We start from the raw sequence: 16,478 nt of genomic DNA, 5'->3' as shown, positions 1-16,478 counted from the left end.
CACACAGAATAGTTTTGAACAAAAACACTCGACTTGTACGTTTATAGATCCAGCTGTTGGCGTCAACGCGCACATGCCCAACGCAGCGTCCCGTGCTTGGCGCATAGCCACGAAATCGGCTGCGCCAATGGCCTCATGCACGTGAACGCTATGGGTTTTTGCTCAGCAACGGTTACAGGTTTTGATGCCCAGCAACCTGTACATAGGGCAAAAGCGGAAAAGACCAGTAGCCAGTGGCACTAAGCCGATCCAACCCCACCAGCCGATCACGCCCATCAGACTGAGGCCAATGAGAACCAGGCCGGCGACAATGCGCAGGCTACGGTCAATGGTTCCAAGGTTCGCTTTCATGACGATCTCCCGATCAGTGGTTGCGCCGGGTCTCCAGCGCAGTAAACAACAACATGCCGGCCAGCATGGCCAACATGAACACGATTGCTTGCCAGCGTCCTGTCAGCAGAATTGCCACCGCAGGGCCAGGACAGATGCCTGCTATTCCCCAACCGATGCCGAACAGCAGGCTGCCGCCGATCAAGCGCGGGTCCAATTCACGCTTGGTCGGCAGTTGCATTGGCCTTCCCAGCAGCGAGCGGGATTGTTGGCGCGCCCAGGTCAGCGGGCCAATGGCTATGCCAATGGCCCCGACCATGACCAGCGCGAGGGAAGGGTCCCAAGCACCGGCTAAATCCAGGAACGCCAGGACTTTGCTCGGGTTGGCCATGCCTGCCAGCAGTAGCCCCAAGCCGAACAGCAGGCCAGCAATGAATGCCGTCAGTTTGTTCATATTCAACCTCCCAGCAGATGACGCAGGACAAACACAGTGGTGAAACCGCTGAACATGAAGCAGGCAGTGGCGACCATCGATCGCGGCGAAAGGCGTGATATGCCGCACACGCCATGGCCGCTGGTGCAACCTGAGCCGTATCGTGTGCCGATACCCACCAATACACCGGCGGCGATCAGTCCGAACCCGCCACTTTGGAATTCAATCTGCGGCAGCGCGGCGAACAAGCCCCATAGAAGCGGCGCGATGAGCAGGCCCAGGAGAAAAAGCGCCTTCTCACCCGCCCCCTCGCTCCCCCGCTGTAAAAGACTGCCGATCAGACCGCTGATGCCGGCGATGCGCCCGTTGGCGACGACGAAAAGACTGGCCGCCAGGCCAATCAATGCACCGCCTGCAAGGGATGACCAGGGAGTGAAGTTGAGCCAATCGACATTCATGACGCGTCTGCTCCGCAAAATTGTTGATACAAGGTTTGGATGACGGCCAATGCCGCAGGACTGCTGATGCGATAGAACACCTGCTTTCCGTCTCGACGGGTATCCACCAGTGCTTCGCGGCGCAGCACCGCCAGTTGTTGAGAAAGCGTCGGTTGCTGTATCCCTAGCAGTGACTCCAGATCGCTGACATTACGCTCGCCTTGGGATAGTTGGCAGAGCAGGATCAAACGATCCGGATTGGCCAGAGCCTTAAGGAACTTGCTGGCGGCATCGGCGTTGGCGTGTAGCCGCTGGAGATCTGATTCGGGCATACGATTGATCACTAACTGGTCAGTTTGTTAAATAATATTATATAAAAACAATAAGTGTATGTCAGCACCGATCTGCGTTCGTCGCTGGCAGGAGAAGGTCGGGGGCTAAAGGCGAAGCGAAAGTGAGTGGTTCAGCTTTGGTGATCCAATGAGGTCGCTCTGCGCCATCGCAAGGCGATCGAATTGACCGAGCCCTGGGAGTCGACACCCCGTGGCTCAACGTCTGTCCCTTCAGTACGGTTTGGCTTGCCCGGCTTTCCTCAGGCTCTGTACCATCCGGGTCTGATCAGGACAGCGTTAGAAGGCCATCCTGTAGCCATTGCCGCCGTTCCCGTTTGGACACCTCATGACCTACACAGAACTTAACGATCCAGCACTATTTTCTGCGCAGGAGAAAGACGCGTTTGAACCTTCGACCATCGTCCAGAAAGATTTTTCTTCTGCGCTTCTGAAATACGGCCGGTCATCTTCTACACGCCCCCTGCTTCTGAACGGGGATTGCCTCGCTGTATTGAGGTCTCTGCCTGACGAGTCGGTTGATTTTGCAATGACGTCACCGCCGTACTGGGGGAAGCGGGAATATCAAAACGGTGGGATAGGCCTGGAGAAAGACTATCGGGATTTCGTCGCAGATCTTTGCGCTGTGTTTTTGGAACTCAAACGCGTGCTGAAGTCGACGGGATCGTTCTGGCTCAATCTCGGTGATTCTTATAGCGGCAAGGGGCTGCTCGGGATTCCGTGGCGAGTGGTGTTCGAGCTTACCGACAATCAAGGCTGGATACTTCGAAATAGCATTATATGGAACAAGCTGAAAGGCGGCATGGACAACACCAAGGACCGTCTTGGAAATGTCCATGAAAACTTGTTTCACTTCGTGAAACAGTCAAAAAACTATTATTACAATGCTGATGCCGTCAGGTCCAAGCCTAGAGAGTCCAAAGTGGTGAATGGCTCGATAGTCTCAGCCACGGGCGTTTCCGGCGTGCGTTACAAGCGCCAGATCGAGCTGTCGACCTCGTTGAGCGACGCAGAAAAATCAGCCGCGCATGCTGCCCTGGCCAGCATCCTTGCAGATTTGTCTTCCGGTAAAGTGTCAGACTTCCGGATGATCATTCGTGGGCAGCAAAGAGCGACACACTCCGACAGTGAAAAAGTTTCGGGGCGAGCGAAGGAACTCAGGGATAAAGGTTATTACTTTCTTAAATACCACCCTAAGGGGAGTAAACCGTCTGACGTCTGGGACATTCTCCCGGAAGATTCGCAGGGCCGGGAAACCCACTTTGCCCCCTATCCGGTCGACCTGTGCCGTATACCTTTATTGGCGACCTGCCCACCAGGCGGTATGGCAATCGACCCTTTCTGCGGTACGGGAACAACGATGGTCGCGGCGCAACGCTTAGGCTTGAAGTCGATCGGGATAGATATCTCCGAGCAGTATCTTGAGATGACCAAAGACAGGTGCAATACGCTGTTATGAGCAAAATAATAGAGTTGTTCGGGAAGGGTACGCATAATCGCTCCGTCGACTGGCAAGGCGTGATTGGCGCTCAACGCTGCGCCTATACCAACAAGCGTTGCTACAAAGTCAGGAAGTCCAACCCCGACATTTCTATCGGTACGTGCAGCGTGCTGTACGGAAAAGTGCCGGAACCGGTAATCATCTGTCCTGTCCGGCTAATCGAGCGCCGGCAGATTTTTACCGACTGTTTTCATCTATTGACGACCCATGAACCGGGGAACGAGCTTCACATCATCCCCGAAGTGTCGATCCCGGGGGGAAGTGTCGATTATTTCTTGGTGTCGGTAAAAGATGGAAAGGTGAAGGACTTTGTTGGCATCGAGCTGCAGACCCTTGATACGACCGGAACGGTCTGGCCAGAGCGCCAGAGAATGCTGGAAACGCTAGGGATTTCCAGGTCGGACAGTGCTGAAGAGTCCAATAAAACCTTCGGAATGAACTGGAAAATGACCGCAAAAACCATCTTGGTTCAAATGCACCACAAAGTGCAGACATTTGAACACCTCAACAAGAAGCTGGTGTTGGTGGTCCAGGACAAACTGCTGAGCTACATGACCAAGGAATTTAAATTCGACCATCTTGAAACACCGGCCTTGATTGGCGACTCAATGCATCTTCATGCCTATAAAATGGATAATGCAGGTGCCGGCGACTATAAGATCTCGATGTCATCCCGACTCAGTACGGATGCGGACGGAATCGGTATGTGCCTGGGGCTCCAGGCAGAGGCCCGGGTGGAGCTTGAGCAAATATTGATTGGGCTGCAGACCAAGCTATCCGACCGCACGTTGTTCCAAGCAGTGGGGACGCCCGACAGTTTGGTGTGATGCCGCCTGAGTGCGCGATTGCAAGAGGGCATCGAGTGGATGCCCCCCGTGCAAACGAGGCTTTTAAAACGTTGCCTTGACCTGTAAACCCGCGGCCAGCGCGTTGTCGCGTTTTTTGCCGGAAAACGCGCCGGGCTCGATGTAGTACTGCAGGTCTGGGCGCAGCAGCAGCCAAGGTGTGACCTGTGCGCCGTAGTTGAGCTCAAGCATTTGCTCGCCGTTGTCGAGGTTGGCGATCATCTCGGCGTCTTCGAGGTTGGTCGCCTTGGCTTCTTGCACATCCCGTGTGCGCGAGTTGAGCACGGCGCGGCCATAGCCAAAAGAGATGGAGTCGTTCGGGCGGCTCGCGAAAGGCTTCTGTTTGACAAGGCCCACCGAGTACCAGCGGCGCATCGGCGAGGTCGCCGCGTTGCTGCTGGCTGCCTGGCCGAAGAGGCGCAGCACGCTTTGCGGGTCTTGCTCATTGCGCCAGATGGCTTGGTCCATCAGCACATAGGCGCCGGTACGGTTGCTGCTCTTTTGCGTACTGCCGATCTCGGGGACGTTGGAGGTGTCGTAGTACCAACCGACTTTGTATTGGCCGTTCAGGAAGGCGTCGTTATTGAAGATCGCCTCCAGTGGCAAAATCGCCCCCGTGGTGCCGTTGCTGGGCATGGAGAACGCTTTGGAAGAGCGCGTGTTGTATTCCGGGTTGACCTGGAACACGGCGGTTTGCAGCGTCAGCGACGGGTTGACGTCGTAACGCAACTCGCCACCCCAATGCGCTGTCGGGTAGTTGCCCCAGCCACTGCCGCTCGACATGGTCAGCGGATGCGCACAAAAGCCGGCGCTCACAAAGTTGGCCAAGATGGGCATACCACCAAAATCGGTGCCCATCACCATGAAGCCGACTTTGGTGGACAGGGCCGGCGAAAACAGGTTGCGTTGATAGCTGAACTCGGTCAGCCGGGTGTATTCGCCGCCGTAGTTTTCTTGGGACGACAGGCGGTTTCCAAGCAAGTCTTCCGTGGCGCTGTGGCCGCGACGGTCGTTAACCAGCAGTTGCACGCGTCCCGCATCGGGGCTGTCGAGCAACTTACTCAGATCAAACTGGGCGCCTATACGTATTTGTTGCGAATAGCGGGTGCCGCGCTTGATCCCGCCATGCAGGTTGGAAATCGTTTCGGAACTGTAGTCACCGGTTAGTTTGATGCCCTCGTCGACCATCTTTTGGCGTTCACCACCCCAGCCGCCAGTGAGTGTGGAGCGGTTCATCAGGTCGTCGGCCAGTGCCGGGGACGGGGCGAAGAGGCATAGCGACAAACCGCTGCACAGGCTGCTGGTCAGCATGGCGCGGAAAGAAAAAAGCATTTTGGATGTGCTCCGTTACAGAGAAAGTGAGGGAGTAGCTCAACGCTCCGCGTTATTTATCGGTTTGCGCTGTGCTTTTGTGACTTGGAAAAATAACCCCCGTAAACGGGGGTTATTTTCATGCAGTGGCAACTAACGCATTACGGCTTGATGTTGTCCGGCAATGCATAAGCAATGATGTAATCGCCGACGTCAGGCGAATGGCTCATGCCACCGGCGGAGATGACCACGTACTGCTTCCCGGTGGTGGGTGACTGATAGATCAGCGGGGCCGCAACCGCACCAACCGGCAAACGGGCTTTCCAGACTTCTTTGCCGGTGGCCGAATCGAGTGCGCGCAGGTAGTAGTCCTGGGTGCCGGCAAAGAACACCAGGCCAGAGGCTGTCGACGTCGGACCGCCAAGCGTCGGCATGCCCAGCGGAATCTGCAGGTGGGTCTTGATCCCCAGCGGGCCGGTATCCTGGACGGTGCCCATGGGAACCTGCCAGACCAGTTTCTGCGTATTGAGATCAATCGCACTCATGCTGCCGAAGGGCGGGGAGTTGCACGGCACGCCCAGTGGCGACTGGAGAATGTCGATTTTCACGCCACCATAAATACCGGCGACTTGCGGGCGAATGGTGCCCATGAAACCCGGCACTTCGTCGGTCGAGACCTTGAATTTCTTGGTTTCTTCCTTGGTCACCAATGACATCCGCAGCGGCATGCGCATGTCGTTGACGAACAGCGTGCCGGTGTTCTCATCGATGGAGATGCCACCCCAGTTCATCCCGCCCAGCAAGCCAGGCCATTCGATGTATGGCTTTTCGGTTGGCGGCGTAAATGGCCCCGCGTAAACCGAATCTTTGAACATGATCCGGCAATACAGTTGGTCGAATGTCGACACCCCCCACATCGACTTTTCAGTCAGTGGGTCGGCCCCAATCACCGGCATGCCGGCCGAGTACGGTTGTGTCGGCGATAGGTGTTCGCCTTCTGCTGCCGGCGAGGTTGGAACCGGACGTTCCTGTACTTCTGTCACCGGCTGGCCAGTGCGACGATCCAGCACAAAGATTTGGCCGGTCTTGGTGGTCTGGATCAAGACCGGGGTTTTTACGCCTTGGGCATTCTTGATGTCATAGAGAACCGGCTGCGATGGCAGATCGTAATCCCATACATCGTGGTGAATGAGCTGGTAGATCCATTTGGCTTTACCGGTCGATGCATCGACGGCCACGACGGCCGAGCCAAATTTTTCTTTGACGGCGTTGCGATCACCGCCCCAATAGTCGGGCGGGCCGTTGCCGGTCGGCAAGTAGACCAGGTTCAGCTCTTTATCGTAGGTCGGGATCGTCCATACGTTAGGCGTTTCCAGCGTGAACGGGTGATCGGCCTTGGCTGGGTCCGTGCCCTCGGGCGCGCCGACGTCCCATGCCCACACCAGCGCACCGGTCAGCACATCGAAGGCGCGGACAGCGCCGGAGGGTTCGCCAGCCACAATGTCGCGTACCCAGCCGCCCACCACCGTGAGGTGGCCCATGACCACTGGCAGTGAGGTCGGGTGATAGCGCTTGCTGTTTTCGGTCGGGCCCATGCCTTTCTTGAGATCGACGTAACCGTTGTCACCGAAACTCTGGCAAAGGGCGCCTGTATGCGCGTCAAGTGCAAACAGACGGGCATCTACCGACGACACCAGAATACGCTGGCGGCATTGCTGCTGATCGTTATACGAGGCTTTGACCGCTGCGCTCAGGCTGTCGTCTTTATCAACGTCGTAATAGCCCACGCCACGGCACGTCACATGCTCTTCGCTTTTGGCGTGAGGATCGAACTTCCAGATCGGCTTGCCCGTATCGCCATCCAACGCGGTGATCAGGTTTTCCGGGGTGCACGAATACAGCACGTTGCCGATCTGCAACGGGGTGTTTTCGTCAACGCCAGCGCCGGCGCCGGTGGTCCTGCGTCCGGTCTGGTAGGTCCAGGCTACTTGCAGGTCCTTGACGTTTCCCGGCGTGATTTGCGTGTAAGGCGCAAACCGCGTGCCTGACGCATTGCGCCCGAAGAATTCCCAGTTTGCAGGCCCGCTGGCGGGCTCCGTGGCCTTGGGCAAGTCAGTCGCGGCGACAGGGTTCGAGATCCCGCCGTGTGGGTAGAACGCCGCAATAAAGGTGGCGATCAGGGCCAGGAACACGGCAAAGCCGAATCGGTTGGCGGTGCGCCGGGTGGCCAAGGACGTTTCCGGGAACGCAGCACCGACCCACAAGCTGAGGGTCAGGATGATCGCCGGCACCACCAGGCGTGGCAGCAGTTGCCAGTAGCTGAACTGGCCCACTTCGTAGAACGCCCACGCACACGTGGCGAGGAAGATGACGACGGAGAGGGCAATGCTGATAGGTTTACGCAAGACAAACAGTGCTGCCAACAGCAGATAGGCGAAGCCGGCCAGCAGGTAGTAACTCGATCCGTCGAGTGCTACCAGTTTGAACCCGCCATAAATCAACGCCAGTGCCACGGCAAAAACAAGCAGGGAAAACAGTCCCCTTGCAATAGTACTCATTGAGGATCTTCCAGAGTGAGATCGATGATCGTCTGTCATATTTGTATATGCTCAGTTGGGGAAATACGTAACTGCGCCCACGGTGTATGAGCAACTTGGCCGAATGTTGAGTCCGGCCATTAGTTGGCCCGGTGTGGTTTGTCCATGGTCCCGCTGCGCTGTCTTGCTGACGGCAAGCAAGCATTGAAAATCAGCGTAATAACTTGCCATCCGCATGTTCTTGGCCTGCATACCGGCACTCTTTCAGCTCAACCCCTTCACGCTAAAAGCTCCGTTCGATAACGAACTAGATGCTTAACCGGGGGCTGATGGAGTGTCGGCAGGAGGGGCAAAGAAAACGTTGGCGGCAGCATTACGCCCGCTTAATGACTATCCATGTGTTCAGTCGGTAATGAGTAGGCCCGAAGGATCTGTCGGCCTTGATCGGGTTGCATGCTTTGCTCCGACTGATTCGCTGGTTAATCGCGGTGGATTAACGCGCGGACCAGTTTATAGCGCTGGTTTTTTGGATAAATCCATAAGACTGGAAAACATTGTTGATGAAACAGCAACAATGCGCGCCGATACGCATTGTCGATGCGGGTGTCCGGGCAATTATGTACAGGGGGGCTTTTTTGGGCGCGCTCGGTCTTTTCAACACCCGGTCGAACCTTGCGCGTTGGCGACGTTCACAGGAGGTGCGGCGTGTATTTTGCGCAACCTTGTACCTTGTACGTCACCCGGTAGCGTCTGAGCTGTAGTCAATCGCTTTAAAGCAAAATAATCCCCGGAAACAGCACCTGGTGCCTGTCCGGACCCGACCCCCCGGGACTATCATGCCGGTAGCCCTGACCCTCACTGCAAGGAGCCGCTCGGAACGCCGATGCGCCAGATCTGGAAATCTTTTCGAGCCCTTTATTTCGCCTCCTTGATGATGCTGATCGGCTCCGGCCTGCTCAGTACTTACCTGGCCTTGCGCCTGGCGGCTGACAACGTGGACAGCCTATGGGTCGGCGCGCTGATGGCGGCCAACTATTCTGGCCTGGTCCTGGGCGGCAAGATCGGCCACCGCCTGATCGCCCGGGTCGGGCATATTCGGGCGTATGCCACCTGTGCCGGGATCGTCGGCGCGGCGGTGTTGGGCCATGGCCTGATCGATTGGCTGCCGGCCTGGATCGTGCTGCGGGTCATTGTGGGCCTGGGGATGATGTGCCAGTACATGGTCATCGAAAGCTGGCTTAACGAGCAGGCGGATGCCCGGCAGCGTGGTGTGGTGTTCAGCGGCTATATGATCGCGTCCTACCTTGGCCTGGTGCTGGGGCAGTTGATCCTGGTGATGCATCCCCAGCTCGGCCTCGAGTTGCTGATGGTGGTGGCGCTGTGCTTCGCCCTGTGCCTGGTGCCGGTGGCCATGACCCGGCGCATTCACCCGGCGCCCCTGCGTCCGGCGCCGATGGAGCCGCGCTTCTTTATCCAGCGGGTGCCGCAGTCGTTGAGTACGGTGCTGGGGGCGGGGTTGATCGTCGGCTCGTTCTACGGTTTGGCGCCGCTCTATGCGTCCCAGCAGGGGCTGACCACCGAGCAGGTCGGTCTCTTCATGGGTAGCTGCATTTTTGCCGGGTTGCTAGTGCAGTGGCCGTTGGGCTGGCTGTCCGATCGTTACGATCGTGCGCTGTTGATTCGCTGCTTCGCCCTGTGCCTGGCGGTGGCGGCATTGCCGTTGGCCATCCTGAGCAAGGTGCCGTTGGAAGTGCTGTTCGTGGCCGGGTTCCTGTGTTCGCTGGTGCAGTTCTGCCTGTACCCGCTGGCCGTGGCGTTTTCCAATGACCACGTTGAAGGTGATCGGCGGGTATCGCTGACGGCCATGTTGTTGGTGACCTACGGCGTTGGCGCCAGTATCGGGCCGTTGCTGGCTGGTGTGGTGATGAAGCTGTTTGGTAGCCAGATGCTTTACGCGTTTTTCAGCCTGTGCGCGCTGATCCTGGTGTGGCGTATCCGTCCTAAAGCGGTGACCAACCTGCATCAGGTCGATGACGCACCGCTGCACCACGTGGCGATGCCTGACAGCATGTCCAGCTCGCCGCTGGTGGCTGCACTTGATCCGCGGGTTGATGAGCAGATGGTGCAGGAGCAGATGCAGACGCCTGTTGCGGAGCCTGAAACCGACTCCGAACCACCGACCGATGAGCCGCCTTTCGAAGGGCCGCCGGAACCACTGGGCCCGGATGAGCACCCCCATGACCTGAGCAGGGCGCGCCCCTGAATGCAAAAACGGGCAGATCCCGAAAGGGTCTGCCCGTTTTTTTGTCGCGATCTCAGTGCTTAAAAATCGTCGTCTTTGTCGAAGCGCCGTGCTTCGCGTTGCAATTGGTACACGAAACGCTCGACCTGGCGCTGCACCAGGCCGCTCATGTTGTGGAAGCGCACGCCGGCGAAGGTGGTGTTGATCTTCTCTTCGAAGTGCAGGTAACGCAGTTCGACCGAGGTGGTCATGCTGCCGAAGGGCAGGGCGGCGATGAAGCGGTCGTAGACCTCGCCCAACTGCAGTCGATCGGAAATATCGCCTTCAAAGCGCAATTTGCAGCCGGTGGCGGAGATGTCCAACAGTTTGCCGGTGGGCGCGGCCTTGAGTTTCTCGCCGCCCAGCTCGATGTTCACCAGTTGTGCCAGCTTCAGCGCGGCACGGAACGCATTGCGGCGCTGATGGTAGACCACCTCGTCCGGCATGCTGCCGGTGTAGATACGGTGGCCGCCTTTTTCGCTGATGCTCAGGGTGCCGTTGCTTTCCCAGGCGATGCGTACACCGTCGTGAAAGCCTTCGATGCGGAAAGGCTCGCCATTCTCAAGGTGGCGTTCGCCATCGCGTGGAATCATTTCGTCCAGGGCCAGGGTCTTGCTGTCCCGGTTGACGTCGACCAGGTAGCTTTGAAAGCGCTGGCTGCGCTCATGGAAGGTGATGATCAGCGGGTCATGGCTTTCTTGCAGCATTCGCAAGGTGCCGGCGATTTCCAGAGGCGTGGTGAGCACCTTGGGTGGCTGCGGAGCATCTTCCGCATTAAGGGCGTTGAACACGGTTCTTCCATCTCCAGACAAAATACGACTACACGCAATAACCGTCATTTTGCCAGTATGTCGCGCGCCTTGGATAGGGCACGCTTTAAACCGGCGTCAGGCTTGGCTGCGGGTGCTTGGCTTAACCAGGCGTGAGGTAGAACCTTGGGCGTTATACAGGGCCGGAGGTTCGCCGCCGTGGAGTATGCGCAACTGATTGGCCGTCGTGGTTTGCTGAAGCTGGATCGACTGACCGTTGAGCAGGTTGGCTTCCTGACACTGGGTGAGTAATTGATTGAGTTCTTTGCTCTGGGCCAGCAACTGATCGCCGACCGAGGAGTGACTGGCCAACTGCGCAAGGCCGTCTTGATCAGCCGGCAGGCCGAGGCTGACGAGAATCTGGCTACGCTTCTTGCCGTGCTGTTCCAGCAGGACAATCAGCGATTGTTTGCGCGCCAGGATTTCTTCCAGCAGCGGCATATCCCGGCCGTAGAGCGCCAGGGATTCTTCTTTGAGCAGCTCGAGCAATTGTTGCGTCGGCGCCAGATCATCAATGATCAGTTGAAGCAGATTTTCGTCGTGGTGCATGGCTGGCCTTGGGTTTTAAGCGTCCAAAAGCCTGGCGCAGGCCTTTGCCTAGCGCTCGGCTTCGAAGTTAAGCAGCTTGCTGGCTACACGGTTGCTGTCGACTTTATAGCTGCCATCGGCGATCGCCTGTTTCAATTCGGCCACGCGGGCTTGATTGACGACGGGTTGATCGCGCAGCGAGTTAGTGACCTTCTGCAACTGTTGAGCCTCATTGCTCAGGTGTACGGATTCCCCGCTTTGGCTGGCGCCGGCCTGTTCTGCCTTGGCGGGCAGAGGCTGGGCCTTGGCTTCTACGCTGTCCTTGGTGCCGCTGGTGCGCGTAGTGCCTGGCAAAGCCGGGGCGTTATTCAAACGGCTGAAATCGATGACCATGATAAAAAACCTCTGGGTATTTGGACGCTTGCCATGTTTTCGGCCATACCCGTACAAACTTTAGGCGCGATTGACAATAAACCTGCATGCACGAACGTCAGGCGTACAGTGTAGGAAAAGCTGGCGTCCTATTCCAGCTATCTATAAAGCGACCTCGACTTGGCCGGGCGCTGTGACCCGTGCCCTGATGACGCGGTTGGAGTTGAGGTTCTTGACCCGGATCTGTTCGCTCATGCCGCCGTTGGACAGCGCTTCGCCCGGCATCTTCACGTTCAGCCCGCCGCTGCTCGCGGAAATGACGACCTGGTCGCCCTTGCGAATGACCTCGGCCTGTTCAAGATTGACCAGGGTGATGACCTGATCGCTGACCATTGGTCGGGTTAATCGTTGCCCAACAGCCTGGTCCACTGACGTCAGGTAGCCCTGATTGATCAGGCTGATGTCCCGCTCACGCAAGATGACATCCTCATCGCCGATGATTCCGCCGCGTTTAAGCGGCCGCGATACCACGACTACATCGCGGAACAGTTTGACCTGGGCGGGCACGAACACGGTCCAGGGCGAGGCACCTTCACAGCGGACCTTGACCGTCACGCGGCCAATGGGTTGGGCCGGGCTTTCCAGGGTGGCTGTCAATTCCTTGTCGCACATCGGCATGCGCAGGCGCGGGTCCAGTTGGTTGACCTGGATTTCATAACGTCCTGGCGTCTGAGTGGTTGCCAGATAATCTTCTACAGTGAACTCAAGAAAGCCTTGGGTGACGCCGATAAGTAGATCAGGCAATGTGACGTTGTCGGCGCGGGTAGTGGCGCTTGCGCCCACGGCAAACAACGCCATCCAGGCGCAGAGTAATCTGCGGTACCGTGGGCGGCTGGTGCGTCGGGAAACTGTCGTTTTCATATCCATGACCAAATAAAAAGCAAAGCTCGTGCCGTTTAGTGTTGGGTGCGCGTCGTACCCCCAAAGGTTTTAGCGTAGGAGTCTGGGCATGGCAGGTGTAATGGATTCAGTAAACCAGCGCACACAGCTGGTAGGGCAGAATCGCCTCGAACTGTTGCTTTTTCGCCTGGACGGCAAGCAGCTATATGGCATCAACGTGTTCAAGGTGCGGGAAGTGCTGCAGTGTCCCAAGCTGACGATCATGCCCAAGTCGAGCCCGGTGGTGTGTGGCGTAGCCAACATCCGTGGCGCGACCATTCCGATTCTCGACCTGGCGTTGGCCACGAGTTCGGCCGGCCTGCAAGACCGCGAGAACCCGTTTGTGATCATTACCGAATACAACACCAAGACCCAGGGTTTCCTGGTGCGCTCGGTGGAACGTATCGTCAACATGAACTGGGAAGAGATCCATCCACCGCCCAAGGGCACCGGTCGCGATCACTACCTCACGGCGGTGACGCGGGTGGACAACCAGTTGGTGGAAATCATCGACGTGGAGAAAATCCTCGCCGAAGTCGCACCGACTTCCGAAGCGATCTCGGTTGGCGTCGTCGATGCCGAAACGGCGCACAAGGCGGTTTCGCTGCGGGTGTTGACGGTGGACGACTCCTCGGTGGCGCGTAAACAGGTGACCCGTTGCCTGCAAACCATCGGCGTTGAGGTGGTGGCGCTCAATGATGGCCGCCAGGCGCTGGATTACTTGCGCAAGCTGGTGGATGAAGGCAAGAAGCCGGAAGAAGAGTTTTTGATGATGATTTCCGACATCGAGATGCCGGAAATGGATGGTTACACCCTTACGGCTGAGATACGTAACGATCCACGCATGCAAAAATTGCATATCATCCTGCATACTTCGTTGTCGGGCGTATTCAATCAGGCGATGGTCAAGAAGGTCGGTGCTGACGACTTCCTGGCTAAGTTCCGCCCTGATGACCTGGCATCCCGGGTAGTCGACCGGATCAAGGCAGCAGATCACGGCTAGGGGGATTTCCCTGGCGGTCACACGATTTAAGAGGCGGTATCATTGTCTACGGGTAATTTGGATTTCGAACAGTTCCGGGTCTTCCTGGAAAAAGCCTGTGGCATATTGCTCGGTGAAAACAAGCAATATCTGGTATCCAGCCGTCTCAACAAACTGATGGAACAGCAGGGTATCAAGTCCCTCGGTGAGTTGGTCCAGCGGATTCAGAGCCAGCCGCGCAGCGGGCTCAAGGAAATGGTGGTCGATGCCATGACCACCAACGAAACCCTGTGGTTTCGCGACACCTATCCCTTTGAAGTACTCAAGAGCAAAGTGCTGCCCGAGGCCATCAAGGCCAGCCCGGGTCAGCGTTTGCGGATCTGGTCGGCAGCCTGTTCCTCGGGGCAGGAACCGTACTCGATTTCGATGTCCATCGACGAGTTCGAGCGGACCAACATGGGCCAGTTGAAGGCCGGTGCGCAAATTGTCGCGACCGATTTGTCCGGCACCATGCTCACCAACTGCAAGACCGGCGAGTATGACAGCCTGGCCCTGGGCCGCGGTTTGTCCCCGGAACGCCTGCAGCGTTTCTTCGATCCGAAAGGCGCGGGGCGTTGGGCGGTCAAGGCGCCGATCAAGAGCCGGGTGGAGTTTCGCTCGTTCAACCTGCTCGACAGCTACGCCAGCCTGGGCAAGTTCGACATGGTGTTCTGCCGCAACGTGCTGATCTACTTCTCGGCCGAAGTGAAGAAAGACATCCTGCTGCGCATCCACGGCACGCTCAAGCGCGGTGGTTATCTGTTCCTCGGTGCATCCGAGGCGCTGAACGGCCTGCCGGATCATTTCCAGATGGTGCAGTGCAGTCCAGGGATCATTTACCAGGCCAAGTAAGTCGCACGCAGTCAACGTGTGGGAGGGGGCTTGCCCCCGATAGCGGTTCAGTTGATGTAACTATCACTGACACACCGCCGTCGGGAGCAAGCCCCCTCCCACATTTGTTTGCGCTGCAAACTTCCCAATAGCGGCAACCGCGATTGCCGCTTTACTGGCGCCACGCGGAAACCGGTTGCCGCTTTTCTGGCATTGCCGCCGGCAATCTCCCCGCAACCCCTTGATATATGGGCTCCCATCAGATTGGCATGTACCTTGCTATAACCCTGTTAACGAACAGCAGGTCAGCCTAAAGGTTTCCGCCATGAGCATCAGCTTCGATAAAGCGCTCGGTATCCATGAACAAGCCCTGGGCTTTCGCGCCCAGCGTGCGGAGGTTCTGGCCAACAACATTGCCAACGCCGACACCCCGAACTACAAGGCTCGGGACCTGGACTTCTCCGCCGTGCTCGCCGCACAGCAGGACAAGACCAAGAACGGCACCTTCGCCTTGAACATGACCAATAGCCGTCATATCGAAGCGCAAGGCCTGAGCAGTGGTGACGAGTCGCTTCTGTATCGCACCCCGATGCAGCCATCGATCGACCAGAACACCGTCGACGCGCAGTTGGAGCAATCGGCCTACGCCGAGAACTCGGTGAACTTTCAGGCCAGCTTCACCCTGCTTAACAGCAAATTCAAAGGGCTGATGTCAGCCCTGCGTGGAGAGTAAGCCATGTCCCTAGCCAGTGTTTTCAATATTGCCGGCAGTGGCATGAGCGCGCAGACCACGCGTTTGAACACCGTCGCCAGTAACATCGCCAACGCCGAGACCGTGTCTTCGAGCATTGACCAGACATATCGCGCGCGTCACCCGGTGTTCGCCACCATGTTCCAGGGCGGCCAGAGCGGCGGCAGCGATTCGCTGTTCCAGAACCAGGATGCTGCCGGACAAGGCGTGCAGGTACTCGGCGTGGTGGAAGACCAGAGCAATCTGGAAGCGCGCTATGAGCCGAATCACCCTGCGGCGAACGAAAAAGGCTACGTGTACTACCCGAACGTCAACGTGGTCGAGGAAATGGCTGACATGATTTCCGCCAGCCGCTCGTTCCAGACCAACGCGGAAATGATGAATACCGCCAAAACCATGATGCAGAAGGTCCTGACCCTGGGTCAGTGATAAGGGGTGCCAAACAATGGCCATTGTTGATACGACGAACAACACGGCAGTCCAGAACCTGTTCAATAGCAAGGTCAGTACTGCGACGACCAACAGCAGCCTCAGCACTGCCACCAAGACGGCAACGGGCAGCCAATCGCTGGGCAAGGATGCGTTCCTGCAACTGTTGGTGACCCAGCTGAAAAACCAGAACCCGCTGTCGCCTCAGGACAATGGTGCGTTCGTGGCTCAACTGGCGCAGTTCAGCAGCCTGGAAGGCATCAACACCCTGAATGATTCGGTAAACAACATCTCCAGCAACTACAGCTCGTCGCAGGCGTTGCAGGCTTCGTCGCTGGTAGGCCGCTCGATCATTACCCAGACCGACACTGCGCTGGTGGATACCAGCAAGAGCATGACCGGCTCGGTCGCGGTGACGGCGGCAACGGGCAACGTCTCGGTCAAGATCACCGACAAAGACGGCGTCGTGGTGCGCACCCTCGATCTGGGCGCACAGAGCGCAGGTAGTTCCGACTTCATCTGGGATGGCAAGAACGCCAATGGTGAGGTCGCGGCTGCCGGGACTTACACCTTTGCGGCCACCACCAAGAACGACACAGGCGACTCGGTGGCACTGGCGACTTCTCTGCCGGCGACGGTCACCAGCGTGACCCTCAGCCAGACCGGCGGCGAAATGCTGCTTAACCTTGCTGGCGGCATGGGCAGCGTCAAGCTGTCGCAAATTCAGACTATCGGTACATAGAGCCGGCTAAATACGGCAGAGGGAGAGAAAC

Annotated in this window: 18 protein-coding genes; 8 read left to right on the top strand and 10 right to left on the bottom strand. The window is 57.6% G+C overall.

Going from position 1 to position 16,478, the window contains the following annotated elements:
* Window positions 1-162 precede the first annotated feature (162 nt).
* Genes P3S72_RS23470 through P3S72_RS23455 form a run of 4 tightly spaced genes read right to left on the bottom strand, consistent with a single transcriptional unit; the run spans window position 163 to window position 1,532 of the window.
* The gene (locus P3S72_RS23470) at window positions 163-351 is read right to left on the bottom strand and encodes a DUF2892 domain-containing protein (protein WP_276194443.1); all 189 of its coding nucleotides are present in this window, start codon (window positions 349-351) and stop codon (window positions 163-165) included.
* A gap of 13 nt (window positions 352-364) precedes the next feature.
* Window positions 365-784, bottom strand: a complete 420-nt coding sequence (locus tag P3S72_RS23465; RefSeq protein WP_276194442.1) for a DUF6691 family protein — start codon at window positions 782-784, stop codon at window positions 365-367.
* 2 nt (window positions 785-786) lie between these two features.
* The gene (locus P3S72_RS23460; protein WP_276194441.1) at window positions 787-1,221 is read right to left on the bottom strand and encodes a YeeE/YedE family protein; all 435 of its coding nucleotides are present in this window, start codon (window positions 1,219-1,221) and stop codon (window positions 787-789) included.
* Entirely contained in the window at window positions 1,218-1,532 is a 315-nt protein-coding gene (locus P3S72_RS23455; protein ID WP_276194439.1) for a metalloregulator ArsR/SmtB family transcription factor, read from the bottom strand. Before P3S72_RS23455 ends, P3S72_RS23460 begins: the two co-directional genes overlap by 4 nt.
* A 346-nt stretch (window positions 1,533-1,878) precedes the next feature.
* Between P3S72_RS23455 and P3S72_RS23450 the strand changes: the two genes are divergently transcribed.
* Together P3S72_RS23450 and P3S72_RS23445 are read left to right on the top strand one after the other, a co-directional pair.
* Window positions 1,879-3,009: a site-specific DNA-methyltransferase gene (locus P3S72_RS23450; protein WP_276194438.1), complete on the top strand. Its 1,131-nt coding sequence runs from the start codon at window positions 1,879-1,881 to the stop codon at window positions 3,007-3,009.
* Entirely contained in the window at window positions 3,006-3,878 is an 873-nt protein-coding gene (locus P3S72_RS23445; RefSeq protein WP_017849182.1) for a NotI family restriction endonuclease, read from the top strand. The genes P3S72_RS23450 and P3S72_RS23445 overlap by 4 nt, the downstream gene beginning before the upstream one ends.
* 63 nt (window positions 3,879-3,941) lie before the next feature.
* Here P3S72_RS23445 and P3S72_RS23440 read toward each other — a convergent pair whose 3' ends face one another.
* Together P3S72_RS23440 and P3S72_RS23435 are read right to left on the bottom strand one after the other, a co-directional pair.
* On the bottom strand, window positions 3,942-5,228 hold the full coding sequence (locus P3S72_RS23440; protein ID WP_276194437.1) for a carbohydrate porin: 1,287 nt from the start codon (window positions 5,226-5,228) through the stop codon (window positions 3,942-3,944).
* A 140-nt stretch (window positions 5,229-5,368) separates the two neighbouring features.
* Entirely contained in the window at window positions 5,369-7,765 is a 2,397-nt protein-coding gene (locus P3S72_RS23435; protein WP_276194436.1) for a membrane-bound PQQ-dependent dehydrogenase, glucose/quinate/shikimate family, read from the bottom strand.
* Between the two features lie 862 nt (window positions 7,766-8,627).
* Between P3S72_RS23435 and P3S72_RS23430 the strand changes: the two genes are divergently transcribed.
* Complete coding sequence (locus P3S72_RS23430; RefSeq protein ID WP_276194435.1) at window positions 8,628-10,007, top strand: MFS transporter; 1,380 nt, start codon at window positions 8,628-8,630, stop codon at window positions 10,005-10,007.
* A gap of 59 nt (window positions 10,008-10,066) precedes the next feature.
* On the opposite strand, the gene P3S72_RS23425 is transcribed toward P3S72_RS23430, so the two are convergent.
* From P3S72_RS23425 to flgA, 4 genes are all read right to left on the bottom strand, one after another.
* Entirely contained in the window at window positions 10,067-10,816 is a 750-nt protein-coding gene (locus tag P3S72_RS23425; protein WP_276194434.1) for a flagellar brake protein, read from the bottom strand.
* A gap of 96 nt (window positions 10,817-10,912) precedes the next feature.
* Window positions 10,913-11,383, bottom strand: a complete 471-nt coding sequence (locus P3S72_RS23420) for a flagellar protein FlgN (protein WP_276194433.1) — start codon at window positions 11,381-11,383, stop codon at window positions 10,913-10,915.
* A 48-nt stretch (window positions 11,384-11,431) separates the two neighbouring features.
* The gene (gene flgM / locus P3S72_RS23415) at window positions 11,432-11,755 is read right to left on the bottom strand and encodes a flagellar biosynthesis anti-sigma factor FlgM (RefSeq protein WP_276194432.1); all 324 of its coding nucleotides are present in this window, start codon (window positions 11,753-11,755) and stop codon (window positions 11,432-11,434) included.
* A 141-nt stretch (window positions 11,756-11,896) separates the two neighbouring features.
* A complete protein-coding gene (gene flgA / locus P3S72_RS23410; protein WP_276194430.1) occupies window positions 11,897-12,661 on the bottom strand; it encodes a flagellar basal body P-ring formation chaperone FlgA in 765 nt (254 codons plus the stop codon).
* An 82-nt stretch (window positions 12,662-12,743) separates the two neighbouring features.
* Between flgA and P3S72_RS23405 the strand changes: the two genes are divergently transcribed.
* The 5 genes from P3S72_RS23405 to flgD all read left to right on the top strand — a co-directional run bounded on the left by P3S72_RS23405 (window position 12,744) and on the right by flgD (window position 16,447).
* Window positions 12,744-13,676 (top strand): chemotaxis protein CheV, encoded by a 933-nt coding sequence (locus tag P3S72_RS23405; protein WP_026140310.1) that lies wholly within the window; start codon window positions 12,744-12,746, stop codon window positions 13,674-13,676.
* Window positions 13,677-13,718: 42 nt separating this feature from the next.
* Window positions 13,719-14,546, top strand: a complete 828-nt coding sequence (gene cheR / locus P3S72_RS23400) for a protein-glutamate O-methyltransferase CheR (protein WP_276194429.1) — start codon at window positions 13,719-13,721, stop codon at window positions 14,544-14,546.
* A 304-nt stretch (window positions 14,547-14,850) separates the two neighbouring features.
* Window positions 14,851-15,258, top strand: a complete 408-nt coding sequence (gene flgB / locus P3S72_RS23395) for a flagellar basal body rod protein FlgB (protein WP_003175633.1) — start codon at window positions 14,851-14,853, stop codon at window positions 15,256-15,258.
* A 3-nt stretch (window positions 15,259-15,261) separates the two neighbouring features.
* The gene (gene flgC, locus P3S72_RS23390; RefSeq protein WP_016973698.1) at window positions 15,262-15,705 is read left to right on the top strand and encodes a flagellar basal body rod protein FlgC; all 444 of its coding nucleotides are present in this window, start codon (window positions 15,262-15,264) and stop codon (window positions 15,703-15,705) included.
* 16 nt (window positions 15,706-15,721) lie between these two features.
* Complete coding sequence (gene flgD, locus P3S72_RS23385) at window positions 15,722-16,447, top strand: flagellar hook assembly protein FlgD (protein ID WP_276194427.1); 726 nt, start codon at window positions 15,722-15,724, stop codon at window positions 16,445-16,447.
* The last annotated feature ends 31 nt before the right edge of the window (window positions 16,448-16,478 follow it).

Source organism: Pseudomonas sp. D3 (assembly GCF_029320995.1).
Lineage (GTDB): Bacteria > Pseudomonadota > Gammaproteobacteria > Pseudomonadales > Pseudomonadaceae > Aquipseudomonas > Aquipseudomonas paraveronii.
Note: the sequence above shows the minus strand (reverse complement) of the source record. Positions and strands in the feature narration are given on the sequence as shown.